Source organism: Shouchella sp. JSM 1781072, assembly GCF_041949915.1.
Taxonomy (GTDB): Bacteria; Bacillota; Bacilli; order Bacillales; family Bacillaceae_D; genus Shouchella.
Window position 1 is genome coordinate 181,976 of sequence record NZ_JBHFQE010000003.1, and the last position, 19,266, is coordinate 201,241.

Here is a 19,266-nt window from a genome sequence, read left to right on the forward strand (position 1 = left end):
TCAGGTTTACTTAAGGTTATATAAAATGCATATCCACGCACCTATGTATTGCGGCTTTTTTGTATCGAATATTCACGAACATATGCCAAAAGATTGTTCTCTCAAACAATTAAAATCGATTGGCAAATTAGCCATTAATCAATTAGGAGAACTATCTTTTACGTTAAAAGATCCAGATGGCAACACCTTAGAAATGATTGAAACGCCTGTTAACTCCCACGATTCATAAGAAAAGACGGACATCACTCTGTCCGTCTACATGTCTTCTAACTTGCTAATTCCACTGTAAATTGAAGATCTTCTCCCACTTGATCGCCACCAACTTCTGTACTAGGGCCATTCATCGTTACGACAACTTCATTTAAGTTTTGTACCGACTCAACAGGAAAGAGAAGTTGAACAGTTTTTACATCACCAGCAGCAAAATCAGGGTCAATTTCATCGCTTAATACAATACTCGGTGTGTCAATCGATTCGCCTGTGTTTGTTTCAACACTCGTCTCGCCATATGGAAAATAGACAGCGTCTCCAGAAGTATTTTCAATCTCCATTTCGACTTCCACATAATCAATCTGCTCTTCTCCAGTCGTTGCTGAAACGAAACCGACCAGTTCAGCAGAACCTAAATCAACTTGGTTCACGCGAATGTTCATTGAACCTTCTTCATAAGAGGTGAGATCTTGATAGCGCTCGTAAATGGAAAATGTCCCTTCTTCCGTTTCCGTTTCTTCCATTACTTCCATTGATTCAGAAGATCCCTCTTCACTTGTCTCGGTGTCTTGCTCAGCGTTCGATTGAGGATCCGACTCTGTCGTGTCGCTACAAGCTGTAACAAATAAGAACCCAGCAAGCATTCCATATAAGCCAATTTTATTCATCTCGTCTACCTCCATCGGTTGTCCTACACACACACGATCCTACCATAGGTAAAATCGCAATGAGAAGCAACACAATCGAATTTTAACTGAACTGTAACGTGATCATAATGAACCCATTTTTTTATGCAACTCCTTCCAACTTCTAAGAAAAATCCGAAAGCACTTGCAAATCTAAGACCTATCTGGTAAGATTAAGATTGCTTATTTTTGTTCGTGTAATAGCTTAAGTCTTTCGTCTTGAGTTTCGCTTTGAGCAAGGATAGGAATACAATTGTGCGATAGCGCACTAGGAGGCAACAACAATGGAAACAGGTACAGTTAAGTGGTTCAACGCAGAAAAAGGATTCGGCTTCATCGAGCGCGAAGGTAACGACGATGTATTCGTTCACTTCTCAGCGATCACTGGCGAAGGCTTCAAGACGTTAGAAGAAGGTCAAAGAGTTTCTTTCGAAATCGAAGACGGCGCACGTGGCCCTCAAGCTGCTAACGTAGTTAAAGAAGGTTAATCTTCTTTTCATAAAAACAGACTCGGTCTACCGAGTCTGTTTTTTTATGCTAATTCCTGAATCATTCGCTCCCAAAAACGAATAACTTGACTGGACGATCCAATTTCTTTACGTAGCCAAGACAGTTCTTGCTCCATGATCGACAAAATAACAACCACCGCTTTTTGATGGTCTTCTGGTGTAGAACAGTCCATCGCTTCAATAAAAGGTTTTACGATCGTGACTGGTGCATCCCCTTCTAAAGCTTTTATACCAAGCTGACCTCGTTCTGGCGCATAATGATGAAGCAACACTTTTGCTAATCGCGCATGCACATAGCTGAGCAAGTGGGCAGCCCAAGCATGACTCCCTCTTTGAATCGCTTTATAATATTGAAACAAGAACCAAGCAACATCATACGCTTCATCATAGAATTCTTGTTCCGTTAAGACTAATGTTTGGCGATCCTTAAATGTTTCAATAAGATCATTCGGATCATAGACAACCGTAAAAAAATCTTTCGCCACAAATGATTGTTCTGTTACAGTGTAAAAATCCACATGCAAGAGATCATCATAAACCGCTATGATCTGTGGAGCGATAATAAAGAGGTCTTCATGAAAGAGCAACTCTCTATAGGCCGACAAATGGTTTAACCGATCTTCCATAAATGCGGTTTGATCTTCTTCTCGAACAAGGACATATAAATCAACATCAGAATGTACATCATGCTCATTTCTTCCCATTGAACCTTTTAAAAAGACCGCCTCTACTCGCTTATCGGCTTTAAGACTTTCCGTAATCGTATTTACAGCCGTCTCTTGTCTCTCCATATAACCCCTCCTTCTTCCTTTACTCTACCCAGTGATTCGGTTTGACCAAATAGCTTGGCACAATCGTTTCTTTATCACCTATTGCAGCATTTAATTGAGATTGTGTTAAAAAAAGTGCACCTGAGAGATTAGCTCTTTTTAATTGTGTCCCTCGCATATCTGCGCCTTAGAAATCAACTCGCTGAAAGTTTGCATGATTCCCGTTCGCACCAATAAGTAACTTCCCACGGAGCGACTGTCCCGCTAAAGAGCCACTTATACGCACGCCAATATAATTCGATTTCAACTGTTTTTGAATATACGCTTTTCGATAAGTACGACTTACTTCTTCTAGCAGCGTTCCCACACGACCACGATAATCTGATACGTTAAAGGTTCGAATTAATGTTAAATTCCTTGTCTGTTCAAGCAACTCATCCTGTAAGAATGAGAGCGAATGTTTATGCTTGTCCTCTGCCACTTCCAATGCTTGGGATAAATAAAAAAGCATTTCATGTATTTGCTGTACAATTGGAAAAACTGTAAACATATCATCAGCTAAATCCTTATTCTCACGCCAGCTTTCACCAATGTAAATGACTTGCGAAACATATTGTCCTGCCCCAAAGCACTCATATGTTACGCAACCTTTAAAGCCGCAATTTCTTAGCTGATCATGAATTTGACAGTCATTGTTTATTGATAAATTTTCACAAGGAACACCGCTTGGTTTGTCCTTTGGAAAATCAGCTGATTCACCGTAAGGCAAGGCTACACAACATAAACCTAAGCATCGACTACAATCAGATGACAACTCCCTTTCCACTTTGCACAACCTTTCTATATGATATAAACAACTAATTTCCTTATTATAACACTGCTATCTTTTTAACTGTTAAAATCAATGAAGCTTTACATCAAAAAAAGGCTTAAGTAAAGTCAAATGACTTCTTAAGCCTCAGCATTAATTATCTTGAAACGCGATTTAATAATTCCGAATTCTGCGCTGCGGTTCCTGTGTAGTTACGAATGCCATATTGCGCCGCTAAACGGGAACGATGTGAATAAGAAGAATTCACACCAATTCGGTTTAAATAATCCACAATCCCTTCACCTTGACGTGGTCGTGGTCTCGTGTTCGGTTTAGTTGGGCCACCACTTCTGAGTAGTTGCAGCAATTGTGTATTCTGAGCAGCCGTTCCTGTGTAGTTACGAATGCCATTTTCTCTCGCTAAGCGTGCTCGGTTGTCGTAACTAGAATCAACTCCAATACTATTTAAATACGTCACGATACTTCCAGTCGTCTGATTTCCACCGCCTGTAGGTGGTCGATTTGATGATTGATCACGATCTCGTAGTAGTGAAAGCAGTTGCGTGTTCTGTTCAGCTGTCCCACGGTAATTCGTGACTCCATACTGCACTGCTAAACGAGCTCGGTTTTGAAAACTTGAATCTTCTCCAATACTATTTAAATACGTCACAATGCTTCCCGTTGTTTGATTTCCTCCACTTGAAGGCGGAGCTGGTGTTGGCGAGACATTGTCATTAGACTCTTGTCCACTTCGAAGAATCTCAAGTAACCTCGTATTTTGAGCAGCTGTTCCTGTATAATTACGAATACCGTTTTGTACAGCTAATTTAGTCCGATTCTCAAAGCTTGAATCGACACCAATACTATTTAAATACGTCACAATGCTTCCCGTTGTTTGATTCCCTCCACCTGATGGTGGTGTAGGAGCTGTAGTTGGTGGCGTTGGTGCAGGTGTATTCTCTTCCTCTTCAATTGGAATGTCCGTTGCATTTGGAATCAACGCGTGAAATGCTTCAATCCCCCCGGCGTTAATGATATTCGCTGGACAACGTTTGCCACTCCAACGTTGGTGTGGAACGACACGATCGACTGGGATATTAAATTGATCCATTAATTGTCGAGTTAATTGTGCAGCATTACGCATGGCTTGCTGAAAATCTCCATCACGGTTTACACAAATTTCAATACCGATTGATTGACGGTTGCCTGTACCGCTACCACCATCACCTGCATGCCAGCCATTTTCATTTAAAGGTAGGTGTTGATAAATCGTTTGCCCATCGTCTACGGTAAAATGCCAACTTGCCGCCGTGCTAGGATTTTTAACATACCGAGCATGCATCTCTGCGTCAGCGCCAGCACTTGTGTTGGCCGTTTCATGAATCGTAATATATATTGGATTTAAATTGTAACCTGGTCGATTCCCATTAGATGCAGGAATAAAGTCTTGGATAATGTTCATAATTTTCTCCTTTCTTCATGTTATTTAATACTTTATTCACCTAAATCTAAAAAGAGATCCGCATACGCTGAAAATCAAACGTTTTGTATGATTGACTATCTTTTTTTTCGATAACAATCAATCTTTGAGACAATATTGATTCAAATGGTTGCTGACAATTGGCGCAATTTTTCCGTGGAGGAACGCTTGAGCCACCTTAGAATTCGCTGTGTTAGACTTCAGCACCAATTTATCTTAACGTTTGAAGCACCAGATAAAAAAACCTTATGTATCAGCAGTAATCTGTTTTCACGAGCGTAAGCGCTTGTTTTGTTGACGAAATTAGCGCTTTATCATTTTTTTCTAACCGTAACTGGTAAGCTGCTTCAAAACATGCATTCGCTTCTTTTAATTGATTCATTTCCCATAAGCATTTCCCCTTATGTTGCAAAATGAAATCATCATATTGTAGGGTCTGATGTTTAACGGCATAGTCCTTTGCTTGTTCGAACATTCGTAATGCCTCATCATGTCGTTCCGCATATTTTAATGTTTCTCCTATGCGAATAAGTGTGGCAATGATGGCGTGTTTCTTTTTTTGTTTTACTACGATCGAATGGCAAGTATGATAACAGGTAAGTGCACTTTCTGAATCACCTATTACCCTATACAAGTAGCCAAGCATAGATTGAATGCGATACACCTCTTCTTGGTCATCAGATTTATGCGCATGTAATACCGCGATTGCTTGAATCAGCTTTTCAGGCTCATCGGATCGTTCGCGTAAAAAATGACTCTCATCAAATTTGATCGTTGCGATTGCTTCTTCCACGACCCTACCCTTCATCTAAATCCCTCCACATCCTTATAAAAAAGACTTCTAGCATAAATGCTAAAAGCCTTCTTCCGTTACGATTTCATTTTCAATGACTGCGCGTTGATAGCCACAATAATGGTGCTTAAAGACATGAAGATCGCGCCAACAGCTGGGTCAAGAATAATTCCCCATGGCGCTAGCACACCTGCTGCTAGCGGAATTGCAGCAATATTGTAACCAGCAGCCCACCAAAGGTTTTGAATCATTTTTCGATACGTGATTCGAGAAAGATCAATAATGGAAACGACATCACTTGGATGACTATTTATGAGAACAACATCTGCTGTATCCATTGCAACGTCCGTTCCTGCACCAACCGCAACACCAAGGTCGGCATTGGCAAGAGCTGGAGCATCGTTCACCCCATCACCTGTCATCCCGACCTTCTTCCCTTCTTGCTGCAATCGTTTAATCTGCTCTGACTTTTGATGAGGCAGCACTTCAGCAATCACATGGTCGATCCCGATTTGTTTGCTCACCGTTTCTGCTACTCGTCGATTGTCTCCTGTTAGCATTTGTGGGCTAATACCTAAATCTTTTAAACGAGTGACCGCATCTTTCGCCGTTTCTTTTACTTGGTCCGCTAATGCAATCGCACCAAGAACAATTTCGTCTTTCACTAATAGAATAACTGTTTTTCCTACTGCCGATAGTGATTCAATTTCTGTTTCATCAAATTGAATCGACTCTCTTTTCACGTAACCAGGGCTAACAACATAATACGTTTCTCCATCAATTGTTCCTTTAATCCCTGAGCCAGTAATTGAATCGAAGGCATCGACTGAATTTATGGCATAGCCTTTTTGTTTTGCATGGGCCACGATACCAGCTGCAATCGGATGCTCAGATTCCGTCTCGAGCGATGCAACACGTTCGATAATTTGTTTTTCCGATAGATCAGAATAAGAAATGACGTCTGTTACGCCAAATGTTCCTTCTGTTAAAGTCCCTGTTTTATCAAAGACAACGGTATCTAAATTACGTGCTTCCTCAAAAGCAAGCCGATCTTTTATAAAAAGCCCCTTTTGCGCAGAGAGAGCAGTTGATCGCGCAACGACCAAAGGAATCGCTAATCCTAATGCATGTGGACACGAAATGACGAGTACCGTGACCATCCTTGTCATAGCCGTTCCAATTGAATAGCCTAAAGCCATCCAAATAATAAACGTTAGCAATCCTGCCACAACGGCTACGTAAAAGAGAAGTTTCGCAGCCCGATCTGAGAGCATTTGCGTTTTCGACTTACTTTGTTGTGCTTCTTTTACAAGTTCAACTACTTGTGAAAGATAGCCATCTTCACTTAATTTATTGACTCGAATCGTTAATGATCCAGATGAGTTAATGGCGCCACCAATTACTTCATCTCCACTATTCTTCTCAACTGGTACCGATTCACCCGTAAGCATTGATTCATTTACAGAGGATGATCCTTTTTCCACAATGCCATCTAGGGGTATTTTTTCTCCTGGTTTAATAAGGAGGTAACTTCCTACTTCTACTTCCTTTACAGAAATGGTTTGTACATTGCCTTCAGCAGTTACAAGATTTGCTTCTTGCGGCATTAGATCAACAAGAGATTCAAGGGAGTCTGAAGCTTTCATTATCGATTTCATTTCAATCCAATGCCCGAGCAACATAATCGCAATTAACGTAGCTAATTCCCAGAAAAAGTCCATTTCATTGACCCAAAACACCGTTGCCATACTATACAAATACGCAACACTAATAGCGAATCCAATTAGCGTCATCATTCCTGGAGATTTTTGTTTTAATTCAGAGACCATCCCTATAATAAATGGCCACCCACCGTAGAAGAACACAATTGTTGCAAGGATGACTTCAATTGCTGTCGCTCCAGGGAAAGCCACCGTATAATTAAAAAACATTTGAATCATGTCTGACAAAATAATAATAGGAATCGCAAGGATGACCGTTACAAAAAATCGTTTCTTGAAATCTGCGATCATTCCTTCATGCCCGTTATGACCATGATGGTCATGATGATTATTATTGTGATGATCGTGCGTATGATTGCTATGTGTATCATGGTTCATATTAACCCCTCCTCACTCCTCTATATACCCAACAGGGGTATGGTAAAACATTTTTATTTGAAATTTAAATATCGATAAATTCAAGAGCGTTTTATTTTCGTGGATAGCCGTTCCATGTTTTTGGTTTTACATGTTTCTTTTTAAAAATAAGTGCCATAAGTGTAATCAATCCGAGAAAAATCAAGCTGACATAAAGACCTGGTCGTCCTGTATCTTCTAGTGCAATGCCCGAGATTGCCGCTACCATGAGCAATATTCCGATAACATGTCCAAGTTTTCTCCATATCGATGTTTGTATAAGTCGCCAGTTTGAAAGCAAAATGACCATCCAGTTCACTAAGATTAAAATCCCAGCTGCGGTTGTAATGTATTCAAACAAGCGTCCAGGTAAAACAAGCGCTGCGACAACAGCAAGAATTAAGCCACATACTGCAAGTAGTAGTGACGCCAAGGGCAAGTCATGGAACGATAGTTTCTTTTTAAAGAAAGCTGGAGCGTGTTTTCGCTTAGCAAGCTGTGCCAATAGCGTAGTCACACCGAAAAGAGAAGCCGTCATAGCAGAAAAGCCAGCAACAATAATAGCTCCATTAAAAACATGTGGAAAAAAGGAGAGTCCATATGCAGACAGAGCTGTAACGAAAGGACTTTCGGAATCGTTAAACGCAGTAAATGGAACTAGACTCACTGCAAAGCCTAACGAAAGTGTATAAAAAATGGTGACACCAATTAACAAGACTTTACCAGCTTTAGGTGCTTCTTCTTTTTTCTTTAACTGCATGGCCATTAAACCAATTACTTCAATGCCACCGAAGGCATAAAAGGCGTAGATAAGCGAGCCCCAAAACCCCGTAATGCCCCGTGGAAAAAATTCACTTAGACTACTCGGTAAAGCAGGTTCTTGCCCTGTATGGTCAATCACATGGAATACCGCCAATATTCCGAGCACAATGAACATTAAGATTGCAGCAATTTTAATAACGGAGAGAATATTTTCCACTCTGTCAAAGCCTTTTGTGCCAAGAATAACAACAAAAATGGCTAAGCATGAGTAGACCGCCGCAAACACCCAAAGAGGTGTTGTTTCAAACCAAAATTGAGATAGGATGGATAGAGCAGTAAGTTGACTTCCGATAATTAAAATATTCGACATCCAATAATTCCAACCAGAAGCAAATCCTAGTTTTGCTCCGAACGCCTTCTCTGCATATACACTAAACGATCCCTCTTGCGGGTCGTTCGCTGTCATTTGCGCAAGGGCAATGAACACAAGATAGGTCCCAATGGCAGCAATTAAAAACGATAAAACAACCGCTGGCCCTGCAAGTGAAATCCCAATACTCGACCCTAAAAAGTAACCTGTGCCAATGGTGCAGCCAATCCCAAGTAAAGAGAGTTGCCACCAAGCTAACGCTCCTTTTGTTTTTAGACGCTTTTGTTTAGACATAACCGCTCCTTTTTTTCGTTATTGTGTGGCAAAGAACGGTTACTTATCCAGAACCTCTGTCAAGGAACAAAAAAACTGCAGTTGGACATGATGCCCAACTGCAGTCGACACTTATTTGTATTGTTCGTTTAACTTAATTTCATCATCTTGAATGCCTAGTGTTCCTACTTTTTCAATGACGCCTTTTTGCTTTAATTCCAACATAACCGTGCCGATGGAATGAGCGGGGTAACCGTTAAAGCCATCTAAGCTTTTTTCAAACTTTACGCTTGATACAGTATCTACTTTCCTTAGCTCTTCAATTATTTTTTCTTCAACTTCTTTTTTCGGCATTAAAAGCCGCCTCCTTTAAAAGTGTTTTTATTGGTATTCCACGGTTTTCTCCTTTTCAATCCCTGTTTTTTCAAAAAATAAAAAGAGATGTGGTCCCCCACATCTCCTTGCTGTTTTTTATTCTTCAATCTTCTTCCAAACGTCCCATTGACCCGAATTTCGTGGATCTTCGCCTTGCGTCCACCATTTCGCTTCATATAATTTTCCTTCTACCGTGACTTGATCTCCAGCCACATAAATTTGTTCGCTGTTCCACTCTTGTGGGCCTTCTGGGGTGTCATAACAATCAGCGACTTTCTTCCAAACATCCCACTGTCCAGACTTACTTGGATGTTCCCCTTGTGTCCACCATTTCGCTTCATAAAACTCGCCGTTATACGCGACTTGATCTCCTGCTGTGTATACTTGATCGGCTTTCCATTCATCAAATGAGCAAGCTGGTACTTCAGGTTCTTCCGGTTCCCCAATGTCTACCCACTGGTAATCACTTGGCGCCCGCATCCCAGGTGTAGAGAAATAGGCTTCTAATGACCCGGTAATCCTTACAGGTTGTCCTAAATGATCAGGATGTTGCACCAAATTTAATCCATTTCGAACGGCTGTCCCGTTTACAAGCTGAACGGGCAACATTTTGTTTCGGTCTGTTTCATCTGGTGAATCCGCTAATAAGAGGTTTGAAGGTGCATGGGTTCCTTCGCCAATCACTGGTTGCTGATTCACAATGGATCCAACAATATATCCTTGGACCGGATACACACCACTATTGTTCGCAATTGCTTCTGCAACGGACCGTGTGCCGCTCGGATCACCTGGATCTTCTTCCCCTTCAATTTGGATACGCGTACCCTCTTCGTAATTAATCGGCTCTGTTTGCTCGGAAACATAGTCTACGACTGCTTGCCATACCGGCCCAATCTGATCCTCAACAGCTTCACCTAATTGATAAAAGCTATTTCCGTGCATGTAGTCATTGTAAGCCACAGTATAAACTGCGTTATCGTCAATGGCTTCACCTTGAACTTCGATATTTGCTAAATCGTACCCATTTCCAATTGGTACAAGTGTATATGTTAATCCTGAAGCTTGTAAGTCAACACCATTATGATAGCGTGATTGCTCTTCAATCACTTCTTTTAAACGCGCCCCTGTTGTTTCCGCAACTACAATTGCATTTCCAAACGAATCAAGTGCTTCAATTTGACGATCTGTAATAGAGCCTGGAGGAATTTCTCCCGTTACCGATGACCCGTTCAATAACGCAATCTCACTGCCTGTTTTCGCTTTAATAGCATCAGTATATAAATTACCTAAGCCTACATCTTGCCTATTTTTATTTGCAGAATATAACCCTGTTTCAGTTGATCCAACAATCTCTCCTGGATTTGGTCCACTTGGATCGACTTTAACTGAAATCCGTCCCTCTTGATAATAATTGATCGGCTCTCCTGCATCTGTTAACTGTAAAGCATACTGTTCCATTGCTGTCGTCATTAATCCGACCGTTTCATGGATGACTTCTCCTTCGAACTGATAGCCTGAACCACCTGTCCCGATATAATCGGCAACAGCAACTGCATACGTTTCCTCTTCTTGTACAGGTTCACCATCAATTGTCAGGTCTACACCTAAATAATTCCCTGTCGTACCTGTTGTAATTTCATAATGTAAGCCTGATGTTTGCAAGTCAATTTGACTTCGGTCACCTCTTGTATAAGAGAATTCGATTACGTCTTCAATCGCTGCACCTGTCATCTCAATGACCATAATTTCATTTGCAAATGGTTCAACTGTATAAAGATCATTCAAAGTAATATCGCCAGGAGAAATGCTATCGCGCAAGCCGCCATTATTCGTTAACGCAACATCTGCCTCAGCAAAATCACGCATCGCATCTGTCCAAAAATTCCCTAATGGCGCATCACCGTTATAACGACCGTCCCGCGTTAAGCCTGTATCGCTATAGCCAACCACTTTTCCTAGTACATCTTCCATTTCTTCTACATATCCGTCGATCACGGCTTGCACATCTTCATCAACGTCAGTAAGAGAAGAAACCGCAGTTAATCCGCCTGTTACACGATTGACTTCATCCGTTTCTTCATCATATACAAGCGTAAGTTCACCTAGATTTGCTAAGTTTGCACCTGTTTGCACGATAGGTGTCCCGTTAACAACAGCAGGCTGGCTTAACGTTGTATGTGAATGCCCCCCAATAATGACATCAAAGTAATCAACTGCTTCTGCTAATCGTCTGTCCTGGTCGTGACCGATATGAGTTAACGCCACAATGACATCCGCCTGCTCTTCTAGCTCATCCTGATAAGCCAACGCTGTCGCTGCGTAATCTTGATCAAACGTCATCCCAACGACATTCGCTGGCGCTGTAGCAGGTGGGGCTTGAGTAATTCCAAGGATTCCAACATCAACCCCATCAACATCAATGACGACATATGGATCAGGGTTGTCTACACTTGTGTCCCCACTGTCCATATTGGCACCAAGCCACGGAAAAGAAGAATCTTCAATGTTCTCTTGTAAATGCGTTTGCCCATAATCAAATTCATGATTGCCAATAACAAATCCATCTAACCCAGCAAGATTAAACACATCAATCATCGGTTTCCCAAAATTTAAATCAACGACAGGATTTCCACTTGCAAAATCACCTGCATCAAGAAACAACACATGATCAAGGGCTTCGCGCTGTTGGTTTACGTAAGCTGATACTTTCCCGTACTCTTCAAAAGATGCATGGATATCATTCGTATGAAAGATATTCAACGTCTTTTCTTGCGCATGTGCTTCTCCACTAAAACCAATTGGTAGCGTAAGTGCAACAAGACTCGCACCTACCCACTTTTTCCATTTCTCCATCCCTTATGAATCCTCCTCAACCCATTCTCTTCATTACGCATGTCTATCAGACAGTTCTAGCGTAGCAAATAAAGAGAGCTAATTTTGTCGAAATCACTAATATTTTTGTAAATCTTGTAATAAGGTAAAAAAGTTCTAAAATTTCGTCGTCCACTATGTAAAAATCGGGAGAAAACTCCATTGATAGTCCTACAGTAGAATGGCAAAAAGAAAAAGTTGCATCAGCTATTGCAAAGCAAGGTTTGTTTTGGGAGGTTGAATTAGTATTGCCTAAAAAGAGAGAGGGATGGCACATAAAAAATACTCTGGTATGTCCAGAGCATTTCAATAAGGGGGGATGACAAATGATCCGTTCATTCGAAAAACATCTCGCATTAGTTTTTCGTTAGATTTATCATAGCATAAGCTGTTTCAAGTTCGTATTGGGATAATTTTAACGAATAGATAAACTTACAACGCTTTTTCACTTTAGTCTATTAAACCACTTTTTCAACACACCTTCTATTTCAAAGTGATTTTGTCGAATCAGATCGACCTCATGTCGAAATACTGTTTGAAACGAAACAATCGTATTGGGAAACATGGTTAAAAAAATGGGAAGTCTCTCTAACCTTAAATGTAAACGCTTTACTTTTTTGTGATTTTATAAAAATCGGTCATTAAAGTCTTGTTTTTATTTATTTTTCCAATGAAAAAATAAATGAAGTGCGAATTTCAGCAAAAACAGCACGTTTTTAAACCGATTTTCCCAACCCCTTCTACACACGAGAATCGTTTCTAGAAAATTAAAGGATATCCTCTAAATCCGAACGTTTATTTTTATCAGAAACGACTTAATCTCTTCACGTATCACTATCCTTAGATTCCATTTCTTGATAAATATTCAGATTTTTCAATCCTTTGTTCGTATTTCTCTTTACTTCCCCCTTTGACGAACGCTACACTTTAATGATCAATTATGCAGCTATCTACGTCTAAACAAGCGGATTTTCTTAAAAACTAGCCTTCTTTTTCCCAATTTATTTTTCTACAGTCCCCGTTACAATGTAGGTACGCAAGCTCTACTTGCGAACAAAAAGGAGGAGTTCGTTTGATTGCTAAAAGGAAAAGTCACACGTTTCTTCAGTCAATCGGTTTCACTGTTCTCGCCTCTGCACTATTTGTTTTTGCCAACGCAGAATCGGCAAGTGCACACGGCTACATTGAATCCCCTAAGTCTAGAGCCTTACTTTGTTCAGAACGAGTAAACACAGATTGTGGTGGTGTCGTTTATGAACCACAGAGCCTTGAAGCGCCAAAAGGATTTCCTGGAACGAGTATTCCAGATGGTCAAATTGCTTCAGCAGGCGGCGTCTTCCCACAGCTAGATGCACAAACATCAAACCGTTGGACAAAAGTAAACATGAACAGCGGTCGACAAACCTTCACATGGCACCTTACAGCAATGCACTCCACTGCAAAATGGCATTACTACATTACAAAACCTAACTGGAACCCCAATCAACCACTTACAAGAAATCAACTTGAGCTCGTCCCATTCTATGAAAAGTTTGACGGTGGCGCACGCCCAGGTCAAAAAGTAAGTCATGAATTAACTGTCCCTCAACGTTCTGGATATCATGTTATTTTAGGTGTTTGGGATGTTGCCGATACAGCAAACGCCTTCTATCAAGTTATTGATGCTCAGTTCAGCGGTGGAAGTAATCCTACGCCTCCAACGAACCCTGATCCAGGTAACCCAGAACAACCACCTGCGCATCCTGCTTGGAATTCAACCGCAACGTATGTTGGTGGCGATTATGTCACACACAACGGTCAAGTATACCGTGCAAAATGGTGGACGCGTGGTGAAACACCAGGTCGTGCTGACGTCTGGGAACCAATCCGCTAAGCTTTTTCTACTTACCCCTCTATATGAAAGCAGATCATTAGGAGTAAATTCCTACTGATCTGCTTCTTTTTTTGCATCATTCTTTTGACATGTGTGGATTTACAGCGAAACAAATTCTCCTTTATACTGGAAATAGATTGAAAGGAGGAGAGCCCTATATGGAGAATCGTCGAACATTACAAACTGTCTATATTCTAGCTGGTGTCCTTTTTACTGTATTAGGTCTTTTTTTAATTGTACTTCAACTTTCTACAGAAGGTGGTTTTAGTAGCTACAGCCTGACTCCTCTGGCTATGGGATGGATGCTTCTTTGCCTCGCCTATGTGGTGTCGCAATCAACAAACGAAAAGGCAGACTTAAAAGCCATTCGTGGGAAAGCGAGCTTTTGGTCAATCATCCTCACTCTCATTTACATCGCCATCGCTCTCATTTTAACTGAATCAAATGTAGTAAATTGGTCCGTTACACAGTGGCTAACAACGTTATCAAGCCTTATGATCATCACACTGTTCACGTTTATGGCGTTGTTTTCCAGAAAATGATCCGCGAAGCTTCGTGTTTTCTTTCATCTACTCAGGTATACTGATTCTTAGATGGAGGTGCACACGTTATGAGCCATTCATACCCCGATTTACGGGTTATGCGAACACGCCGGGCTATTAAATCAGCCTTTACACAACTTCTTTACGAAACTTCACTCGAAAAAATATCTGTAAATACGTTAGCAAACCGCGCTGAGATTAATCGCGTAACGTTTTATGCCCACTATCACGATATTTATGATCTCGCTGATCATTACATTTCAGATCAGCTTGCGGATATTCGTTCTGCTTTAATGATCGAAAAATCGGACGCCTCACAAGATCAACAAGCGCTAGCATCACTTACACGACTATTAGAATATATTGCAAGCAACCAAAACGTCTATTCTATGCTTCTTGTAGACAAACGTCTTCCTGGGTTTACAAAAAAGCTGAACGACTTGCTTCATTCGCTCATCTTACAACCAGCTGAGGCGGAGACTTTTTATACCGTACAAACCCCAACAGATATTGCAAGATGGTACGCTTCTTCTGCACTATTAGGTACCATTTCAATGTGGCTTGAACATAACATGCCCCATAGTCCTGAAGTACTAGCGAAACAGCTAATCATCCTTAATCCATTTCGTAGCAATCCTTCATGAGATAACGTTCATTTACACTTTTTACAAATCTGTTGTTTTGCTTACAAATAAGCACGAATTGTCAATTGTCTAATCGATTGATAAAAGCTAGGATAAAAGGGAAACAGAACAGTCTAAAGAAAAAAGGGTGAAGACACATGAAACTAGCAAAAAAAGTCGCCGTCGTTACTGGTGCAGCTTCAGGTATGGGAGAAGCAATCGCAAAACTTTACGCACAAGAAGGTGCAAGCGTCGTTGTCGCTGACTTAAATGAAGAAGGCGCAAATGCCGTAGCTTCGTCAATCGAAGAACAAGGTGGAAAAGCAATTGCTGTTAAAGTAAATGTAACGAACATAGACGAGATCGACAACATGATTCAAACGGCAGTAGATACATTTGGTTCACTCGATATCCTTGTAAACAACGCAGGAATTATGGACGGATTTGAACCAGCTGGCGAAATTACCGATGAAAAATGGGACTTCGTTTTTGATGTAAATACGAAAAGTGTTATGCGCACAACAAGGAAAGCGCTTCCTTACTTCCTTGAAAAAGAAGCCGGCGTGATTGTAAATATTGCCTCATCTGGTGGTCTAAACGGCGCTCATGCTGGTGTGTCCTATACGGCGTCTAAGCATGCCGTAGTTGGTATAACGAAAAACACCGGTTATATGTATGCAGAAAAAGGCATTCGCTGTAATGCGATCGCACCTGGAGGCGTTCAAACAAATATTGCGTCATCCTTATCCAATGCAAGTGAGTTTGGCGGCGCACGTTTACAAGCTCCTCGTTCTGTTATGCCTCGTGTTGGTCAAGCGCAGGAAATTGCAAAAGTAGCTTTATTCCTAGCTTCTGACGATTCAAGCTTTGTAAACGGAACTGTGGTAACAGCCGATGCAGGCTGGACATCTGCCTTCTAAAGAACTCCCCGAAAGATCTTCATGCGCATCCTGTATGAAGATCTTTTTTTAGTTAGAACCAGCCCATTAATTGTTTTCCTGCGTAAAGTATTGCGTCACTTTTTTAAAACTTACTTGCTCCCTATATTGACCATCTGTCCATTCATTGATGACGCTCCGCCAAAATGCTTGCGCTGGCTTGTTTTCTTTTAATTGAGCGACATGCCACCTGCCCTCATAATCTTGGAAAACCTGTCTCGCAACCAACCTACCTAAACCTTGACGGCGATACCTTCTCATTACAAAAAATTCAGCGATTGAATGATATGGCTGTTGCCTTAGCTGAATTTGTTTAACGAGGACGAAACCCGCATAACAATCATCCACCACAATAAAATATGGATCATGCTTCGGTTTTGTCCAGTAATCAAGCAACGGGTAATCTGCGTAACGACCATTCGACTCCACTTCAATATCAATATAGGAAGAAAAATCATGCAAATAAAATTGAACTAAGTTTGAGAGAACTTGTTGTTGTTCTGCCTCTGCTTTTATTAATTGAACCTTCATCTGATACCTTCCTTTAAATTAAAGATCATGCAAATAATCCCCATGCCCTCGGATTAAGTCATTTGAATCATATGGATCAATCCAGTAATAATGAAAGCAAACTTGGTCCTCGGCTCCGCCCCCTGTTGGAGCGTAGGACCATTCATCCCTCAACGGTTGATCCACATGGACATGATAAAAAATGCGACGCTGAACGTGCCCGTCTTCATTTTCCCACTCGTCTTCCGCGATTCGTTTTACCGATTTAAAATGCCGTAATCCTGTCTCCTCGGTAACTTCTCTTTTTATCGCATCATCCAACTTTTCATTACGCTCCACTGTTCCTTTTGGGACTTGAACCCCTGCTTCTGGGTTCGAATGACGGAACACAAGAACCTGTTTCACTCCATCTTGATCCCTCGTCACATACGCATACACTTTTTCGACCATCTACTCGTCTAACCCAAAGCGAGCCAATCGCGTCTTGACCCATTTTTCAAAAGAGACGTTTACGGGGTTCCCCATCGCATGAAAGAACCCCCAATCTAGGACGAGCTGATGCAAAAGATGAATTCGTAAGCGTTCTTGAACATTTAGTTGGTCGTTCGTTACATATTGTGAAATAAAAAATTTGCCAATCTCGACCTGCTCATGTCGATCGTAGTAGAGAATCATCTTCGTTAAATCGGTTAGTGGATCAGCAAAATAGCTATTGGTAAAATCAAAGAGGCCACTAACTGCCCAATCGCCATTCTTCTCTTCTAGTAAAAAATTCCCTGGTTTGAAGTCGCCCATAATAAAGCGCGGGTCCCTTGCTTTTGTGAAGGTTTCTTCCGCATTGTGGAGTTCGTTCTTCATCCAATTCTCATCTGCTTCCATTAAGGTTGAATATTGTTTGGCGTCATGAAACCAATAGACAATTCGGTTAAAGAGCCAGTCTTTATAGCTAGATTCGAACGGTACGATGGTATGTTTAATAGGATCTAACTGACCATACGTTTCACCCTGCCAAGCATGCAGTTCTTTTAATAGCGTCGCTAACTTTCCTGCTATGCTCATCCGATCTTGATGGGTAAGCTCGTTTTCTAGATCATGTAGGTGCTTTCCAGGTAAAGTTGGCATGATGCTACAAGCGAAGCCGAGTGGTTCCGCATCAGGGTGAATTCGATATGGAATTGGTAGATTTACCGTTGTTTTTTCCGCTAGAGCATCAATGAAAAACTTTTCTTCCTCCAGTTGCCCTTCATAAACCGGGTTTCCTTTGAAGATCCAATTTCCTTTCGTGGATGAAACCGAAAGCGTCTGCTTCATCGCACCTTCTTTTGTTTCATTAACTTGAAGAAGCGTTCCTAAATGATGGGTGGCGAGTAATTGATTGATATTCATTTCTGTTGGAAGTCCAATCGTTATTGATGTAAATAAGAGATTTGCAGTCAACTGAATCACGTCCTTTTTCATGCCAGACGATTGTATTCTACACAAATACATAAATTCCTTTGAAAAAATGACGCGCCATTATCTCTTATGACTTTGCTCCATCCCTCTTAGCTGACGCATAGACGTTTTGATATTTAAGCCATACACCAGCACGAAAAAAAACAGCGAAAATCCGACGTATACAAGCCCAATCACAAATGAGAGTTGAAAAGCAGTAAAGTGTTCTGACAGAAAACCACCAGCTACCATCGCAAGCCCAATTGCACTCGTTTGGACCATCGATAACGTACCTGAGAGTACACCTCTTTTTGATGGAGGCAAGATTTTCATGACGACCGTATCAAAACAAATGTTACTGATGCCACCTACAAATGTAATGCTGATTGCTAAAAGAATTGCTTGAAAAAAGAAAGAAGACTGGCTTAGTAAGAGATGACCGATCCCTTCCAGAGCAATCATCATCACTCCGATAGATAAATAACTTCTAAGCCATTTCGTCACCTTCGAACTGAGTACAAAGCCTAAACCAAGCGCCGCATACATCAAGCCAACGCCAAGTTCACCCTGCTCAAATTCATCCAAAGCAATCATATTCATAATGACATTATCTATGCCATTCGCTAGCGGCATAAGAAGCATAATCAGAAAAAAGACTTGCAGCGCACGAATACGTGTAAACCATCTTATCGTATGAAAGAAAGAAAAATCGTCTTTTGCCAAAGGCCGTTGTCGATCCGTTTTTGTATGTAAGATTGGTTTTAATACTAGAGCTGATACGAGCAAACAACCTGTATGTATTGCAAACAAAACTGATGTTTCAAGCCAAAAAGCAAGGATGCCGCCAATTAAAGAACCAATTACGAGGGTATAGCCGACTAAATTTTGTTCCATCCCGTTCACGTTCAAGAGGTTTTTTCTTCGCACTAGATCTGGAATGGCTGCATAACGTACAGGTTTATAAATCGCGTTTCCAATGGCAATGAGTAATGTACTGATATACAACCACATCACTTCATCGAAATAAACAGCGACTAAAGGAAGGAGAGCAAAAGGTGATCGGATCATTGATGACCAATATAAGAGCTTCATTTTATGATAACGGTCTGCCAACATACCACTAATTGGTGCGATCAAGATAGTTGGCAACACTTGTAGCGACAGCAATATGCCTAGCGCAAATCCTGACCCTGTTAAATGAAAGACAAGTGCAAAAGAAGCGACTTGAGCAAACCGATGCCCTATCTCAATAAAAAACAAACTCCAAAATAAAAACGAATACTTCTTTTCTTTCTTTAGCACATTCATGAGTATCTACC

General features: G+C 41.0%; 19 protein-coding genes and 1 pseudogene. 6 read left to right on the forward strand and 14 right to left on the reverse strand.

What is annotated here, in order from left to right; all coding sequences use genetic code 11:
* Window positions 1-82: 82 nt before the first annotated feature.
* Window positions 83-229, forward strand: coding sequence for a hypothetical protein (locus ACE1TH_RS14770; protein ID WP_375079359.1), 147 nt, complete (start codon window positions 83-85; stop codon window positions 227-229).
* Window positions 230-266: 37 nt separating this feature from the next.
* Here ACE1TH_RS14770 and ACE1TH_RS14775 read toward each other — a convergent pair whose 3' ends face one another.
* Entirely contained in the window at window positions 267-878 is a 612-nt protein-coding gene (locus tag ACE1TH_RS14775; protein ID WP_099303822.1) for a hypothetical protein, read from the reverse strand.
* Window positions 879-1,180: 302 nt separating this feature from the next.
* Here ACE1TH_RS14775 and ACE1TH_RS14780 point away from each other — a divergent pair, with 302 nt between their 5' ends.
* Window positions 1,181-1,384: a cold-shock protein gene (locus ACE1TH_RS14780; protein WP_035395033.1), complete on the forward strand. Its 204-nt coding sequence runs from the start codon at window positions 1,181-1,183 to the stop codon at window positions 1,382-1,384.
* A 44-nt stretch (window positions 1,385-1,428) separates the two neighbouring features.
* Here the strand turns inward: ACE1TH_RS14780 and ACE1TH_RS14785 are convergent, their stop codons facing one another.
* The 9 genes and pseudogenes from ACE1TH_RS14785 to ACE1TH_RS14825 all read right to left on the reverse strand — a co-directional run bounded on the left by ACE1TH_RS14785 (window position 1,429) and on the right by ACE1TH_RS14825 (window position 12,009).
* Window positions 1,429-2,196: a nucleotidyltransferase domain-containing protein gene (locus ACE1TH_RS14785; RefSeq protein WP_099303824.1), complete on the reverse strand. Its 768-nt coding sequence runs from the start codon at window positions 2,194-2,196 to the stop codon at window positions 1,429-1,431.
* Between the two features lie 19 nt (window positions 2,197-2,215).
* Window positions 2,216-2,353 carry a hypothetical protein gene (locus ACE1TH_RS14790; protein WP_375079360.1) on the reverse strand — a complete coding sequence of 46 codons (138 nt, stop codon included), beginning with the start codon at window positions 2,351-2,353 and terminating at the stop codon, window positions 2,216-2,218.
* Window positions 2,354-2,362: 9 nt separating this feature from the next.
* Window positions 2,363-2,989 carry a pentapeptide repeat-containing protein gene (locus ACE1TH_RS14795; RefSeq protein ID WP_375079361.1) on the reverse strand — a complete coding sequence of 209 codons (627 nt, stop codon included), beginning with the start codon at window positions 2,987-2,989 and terminating at the stop codon, window positions 2,363-2,365.
* Window positions 2,990-4,027: 1,038 nt separating this feature from the next.
* A pseudogene (locus ACE1TH_RS14800) lies at window positions 4,028-4,448 on the reverse strand (peptidoglycan recognition protein family protein); the annotation flags it as partial.
* A gap of 271 nt (window positions 4,449-4,719) precedes the next feature.
* A complete protein-coding gene (locus ACE1TH_RS14805; RefSeq protein WP_099303828.1) occupies window positions 4,720-5,274 on the reverse strand; it encodes a tetratricopeptide repeat protein in 555 nt (184 codons plus the stop codon).
* Window positions 5,275-5,336: 62 nt separating this feature from the next.
* Window positions 5,337-7,358: a copper-translocating P-type ATPase gene (locus ACE1TH_RS14810; RefSeq protein WP_099303830.1), complete on the reverse strand. Its 2,022-nt coding sequence runs from the start codon at window positions 7,356-7,358 to the stop codon at window positions 5,337-5,339.
* A gap of 91 nt (window positions 7,359-7,449) precedes the next feature.
* Window positions 7,450-8,802, reverse strand: a complete 1,353-nt coding sequence (locus tag ACE1TH_RS14815; protein ID WP_099303832.1) for an amino acid permease — start codon at window positions 8,800-8,802, stop codon at window positions 7,450-7,452.
* A gap of 111 nt (window positions 8,803-8,913) precedes the next feature.
* Window positions 8,914-9,135: a hypothetical protein gene (locus ACE1TH_RS14820; protein ID WP_099303834.1), complete on the reverse strand. Its 222-nt coding sequence runs from the start codon at window positions 9,133-9,135 to the stop codon at window positions 8,914-8,916.
* A 117-nt stretch (window positions 9,136-9,252) separates the two neighbouring features.
* Window positions 9,253-12,009 carry a 5'-nucleotidase C-terminal domain-containing protein gene (locus tag ACE1TH_RS14825; protein WP_099303836.1) on the reverse strand — a complete coding sequence of 919 codons (2,757 nt, stop codon included), beginning with the start codon at window positions 12,007-12,009 and terminating at the stop codon, window positions 9,253-9,255.
* A 1,090-nt stretch (window positions 12,010-13,099) separates the two neighbouring features.
* On the opposite strand from ACE1TH_RS14825, the gene ACE1TH_RS14830 reads away from it, so the two are divergent.
* The 4 genes from ACE1TH_RS14830 (at window position 13,100) to ACE1TH_RS14845 (ending at window position 15,985) form a co-directional block, all read left to right on the forward strand.
* A complete protein-coding gene (locus ACE1TH_RS14830; RefSeq protein WP_255223947.1) occupies window positions 13,100-13,900 on the forward strand; it encodes a lytic polysaccharide monooxygenase in 801 nt (266 codons plus the stop codon).
* 158 nt (window positions 13,901-14,058) lie between these two features.
* Complete coding sequence (locus ACE1TH_RS14835; RefSeq protein WP_099303838.1) at window positions 14,059-14,442, forward strand: hypothetical protein; 384 nt, start codon at window positions 14,059-14,061, stop codon at window positions 14,440-14,442.
* A 68-nt stretch (window positions 14,443-14,510) separates the two neighbouring features.
* The gene (locus ACE1TH_RS14840; RefSeq protein ID WP_375079362.1) at window positions 14,511-15,086 is read left to right on the forward strand and encodes a TetR/AcrR family transcriptional regulator; all 576 of its coding nucleotides are present in this window, start codon (window positions 14,511-14,513) and stop codon (window positions 15,084-15,086) included.
* A gap of 137 nt (window positions 15,087-15,223) precedes the next feature.
* Window positions 15,224-15,985, forward strand: coding sequence for an SDR family oxidoreductase (locus tag ACE1TH_RS14845; protein WP_255223948.1), 762 nt, complete (start codon window positions 15,224-15,226; stop codon window positions 15,983-15,985).
* A 66-nt stretch (window positions 15,986-16,051) separates the two neighbouring features.
* Here the strand turns inward: ACE1TH_RS14845 and ACE1TH_RS14850 are convergent, their stop codons facing one another.
* The 4 genes from ACE1TH_RS14850 to ACE1TH_RS14865 form a co-directional block, all read right to left on the reverse strand.
* Window positions 16,052-16,534, reverse strand: coding sequence for a GNAT family N-acetyltransferase (locus ACE1TH_RS14850; RefSeq protein ID WP_099303844.1), 483 nt, complete (start codon window positions 16,532-16,534; stop codon window positions 16,052-16,054).
* Between the two features lie 18 nt (window positions 16,535-16,552).
* A complete protein-coding gene (locus ACE1TH_RS14855; RefSeq protein WP_375079363.1) occupies window positions 16,553-16,963 on the reverse strand; it encodes an NUDIX hydrolase in 411 nt (136 codons plus the stop codon).
* Window positions 16,964-17,950 carry a phosphotransferase family protein gene (locus ACE1TH_RS14860; protein WP_375079364.1) on the reverse strand — a complete coding sequence of 329 codons (987 nt, stop codon included), beginning with the start codon at window positions 17,948-17,950 and terminating at the stop codon, window positions 16,964-16,966.
* A gap of 78 nt (window positions 17,951-18,028) precedes the next feature.
* On the reverse strand, window positions 18,029-19,255 hold the full coding sequence (locus ACE1TH_RS14865) for an MFS transporter (protein ID WP_099303850.1): 1,227 nt from the start codon (window positions 19,253-19,255) through the stop codon (window positions 18,029-18,031).
* Window positions 19,256-19,266 lie beyond the last annotated feature (11 nt).

Excerpts from the sequence above, each read along its gene's own strand:
- ACE1TH_RS14770 (WP_375079359.1), top strand. The coding sequence starts at position 83 with ATGCCAAAAGATTGTTCTCTCAAACAATTAAAATCGATTGGCAAATTA.
- ACE1TH_RS14775 (WP_099303822.1), bottom strand. The coding sequence starts at position 878 with ATGAATAAAATTGGCTTATATGGAATGCTTGCTGGGTTCTTATTTGTT.
- ACE1TH_RS14780 (WP_035395033.1), top strand. The coding sequence starts at position 1,181 with ATGGAAACAGGTACAGTTAAGTGGTTCAACGCAGAAAAAGGATTCGGC.
- ACE1TH_RS14785 (WP_099303824.1), bottom strand. The coding sequence starts at position 2,196 with ATGGAGAGACAAGAGACGGCTGTAAATACGATTACGGAAAGTCTTAAA.
- ACE1TH_RS14790 (WP_375079360.1), bottom strand. The coding sequence starts at position 2,353 with ATGCGAGGGACACAATTAAAAAGAGCTAATCTCTCAGGTGCACTTTTT.
- ACE1TH_RS14805 (WP_099303828.1), bottom strand. The coding sequence starts at position 5,274 with ATGAAGGGTAGGGTCGTGGAAGAAGCAATCGCAACGATCAAATTTGAT.
- ACE1TH_RS14810 (WP_099303830.1), bottom strand. The coding sequence starts at position 7,358 with ATGAACCATGATACACATAGCAATCATACGCACGATCATCACAATAAT.
- ACE1TH_RS14815 (WP_099303832.1), bottom strand. The coding sequence starts at position 8,802 with ATGTCTAAACAAAAGCGTCTAAAAACAAAAGGAGCGTTAGCTTGGTGG.
- ACE1TH_RS14820 (WP_099303834.1), bottom strand. The coding sequence starts at position 9,135 with ATGCCGAAAAAAGAAGTTGAAGAAAAAATAATTGAAGAGCTAAGGAAA.
- ACE1TH_RS14825 (WP_099303836.1), bottom strand. The coding sequence starts at position 12,009 with ATGGAGAAATGGAAAAAGTGGGTAGGTGCGAGTCTTGTTGCACTTACG.
- ACE1TH_RS14835 (WP_099303838.1), top strand. The coding sequence starts at position 14,059 with ATGGAGAATCGTCGAACATTACAAACTGTCTATATTCTAGCTGGTGTC.
- ACE1TH_RS14840 (WP_375079362.1), top strand. The coding sequence starts at position 14,511 with ATGAGCCATTCATACCCCGATTTACGGGTTATGCGAACACGCCGGGCT.
- ACE1TH_RS14845 (WP_255223948.1), top strand. The coding sequence starts at position 15,224 with ATGAAACTAGCAAAAAAAGTCGCCGTCGTTACTGGTGCAGCTTCAGGT.
- ACE1TH_RS14850 (WP_099303844.1), bottom strand. The coding sequence starts at position 16,534 with ATGAAGGTTCAATTAATAAAAGCAGAGGCAGAACAACAACAAGTTCTC.
- ACE1TH_RS14855 (WP_375079363.1), bottom strand. The coding sequence starts at position 16,963 with ATGGTCGAAAAAGTGTATGCGTATGTGACGAGGGATCAAGATGGAGTG.
- ACE1TH_RS14865 (WP_099303850.1), bottom strand. The coding sequence starts at position 19,255 with ATGAATGTGCTAAAGAAAGAAAAGAAGTATTCGTTTTTATTTTGGAGT.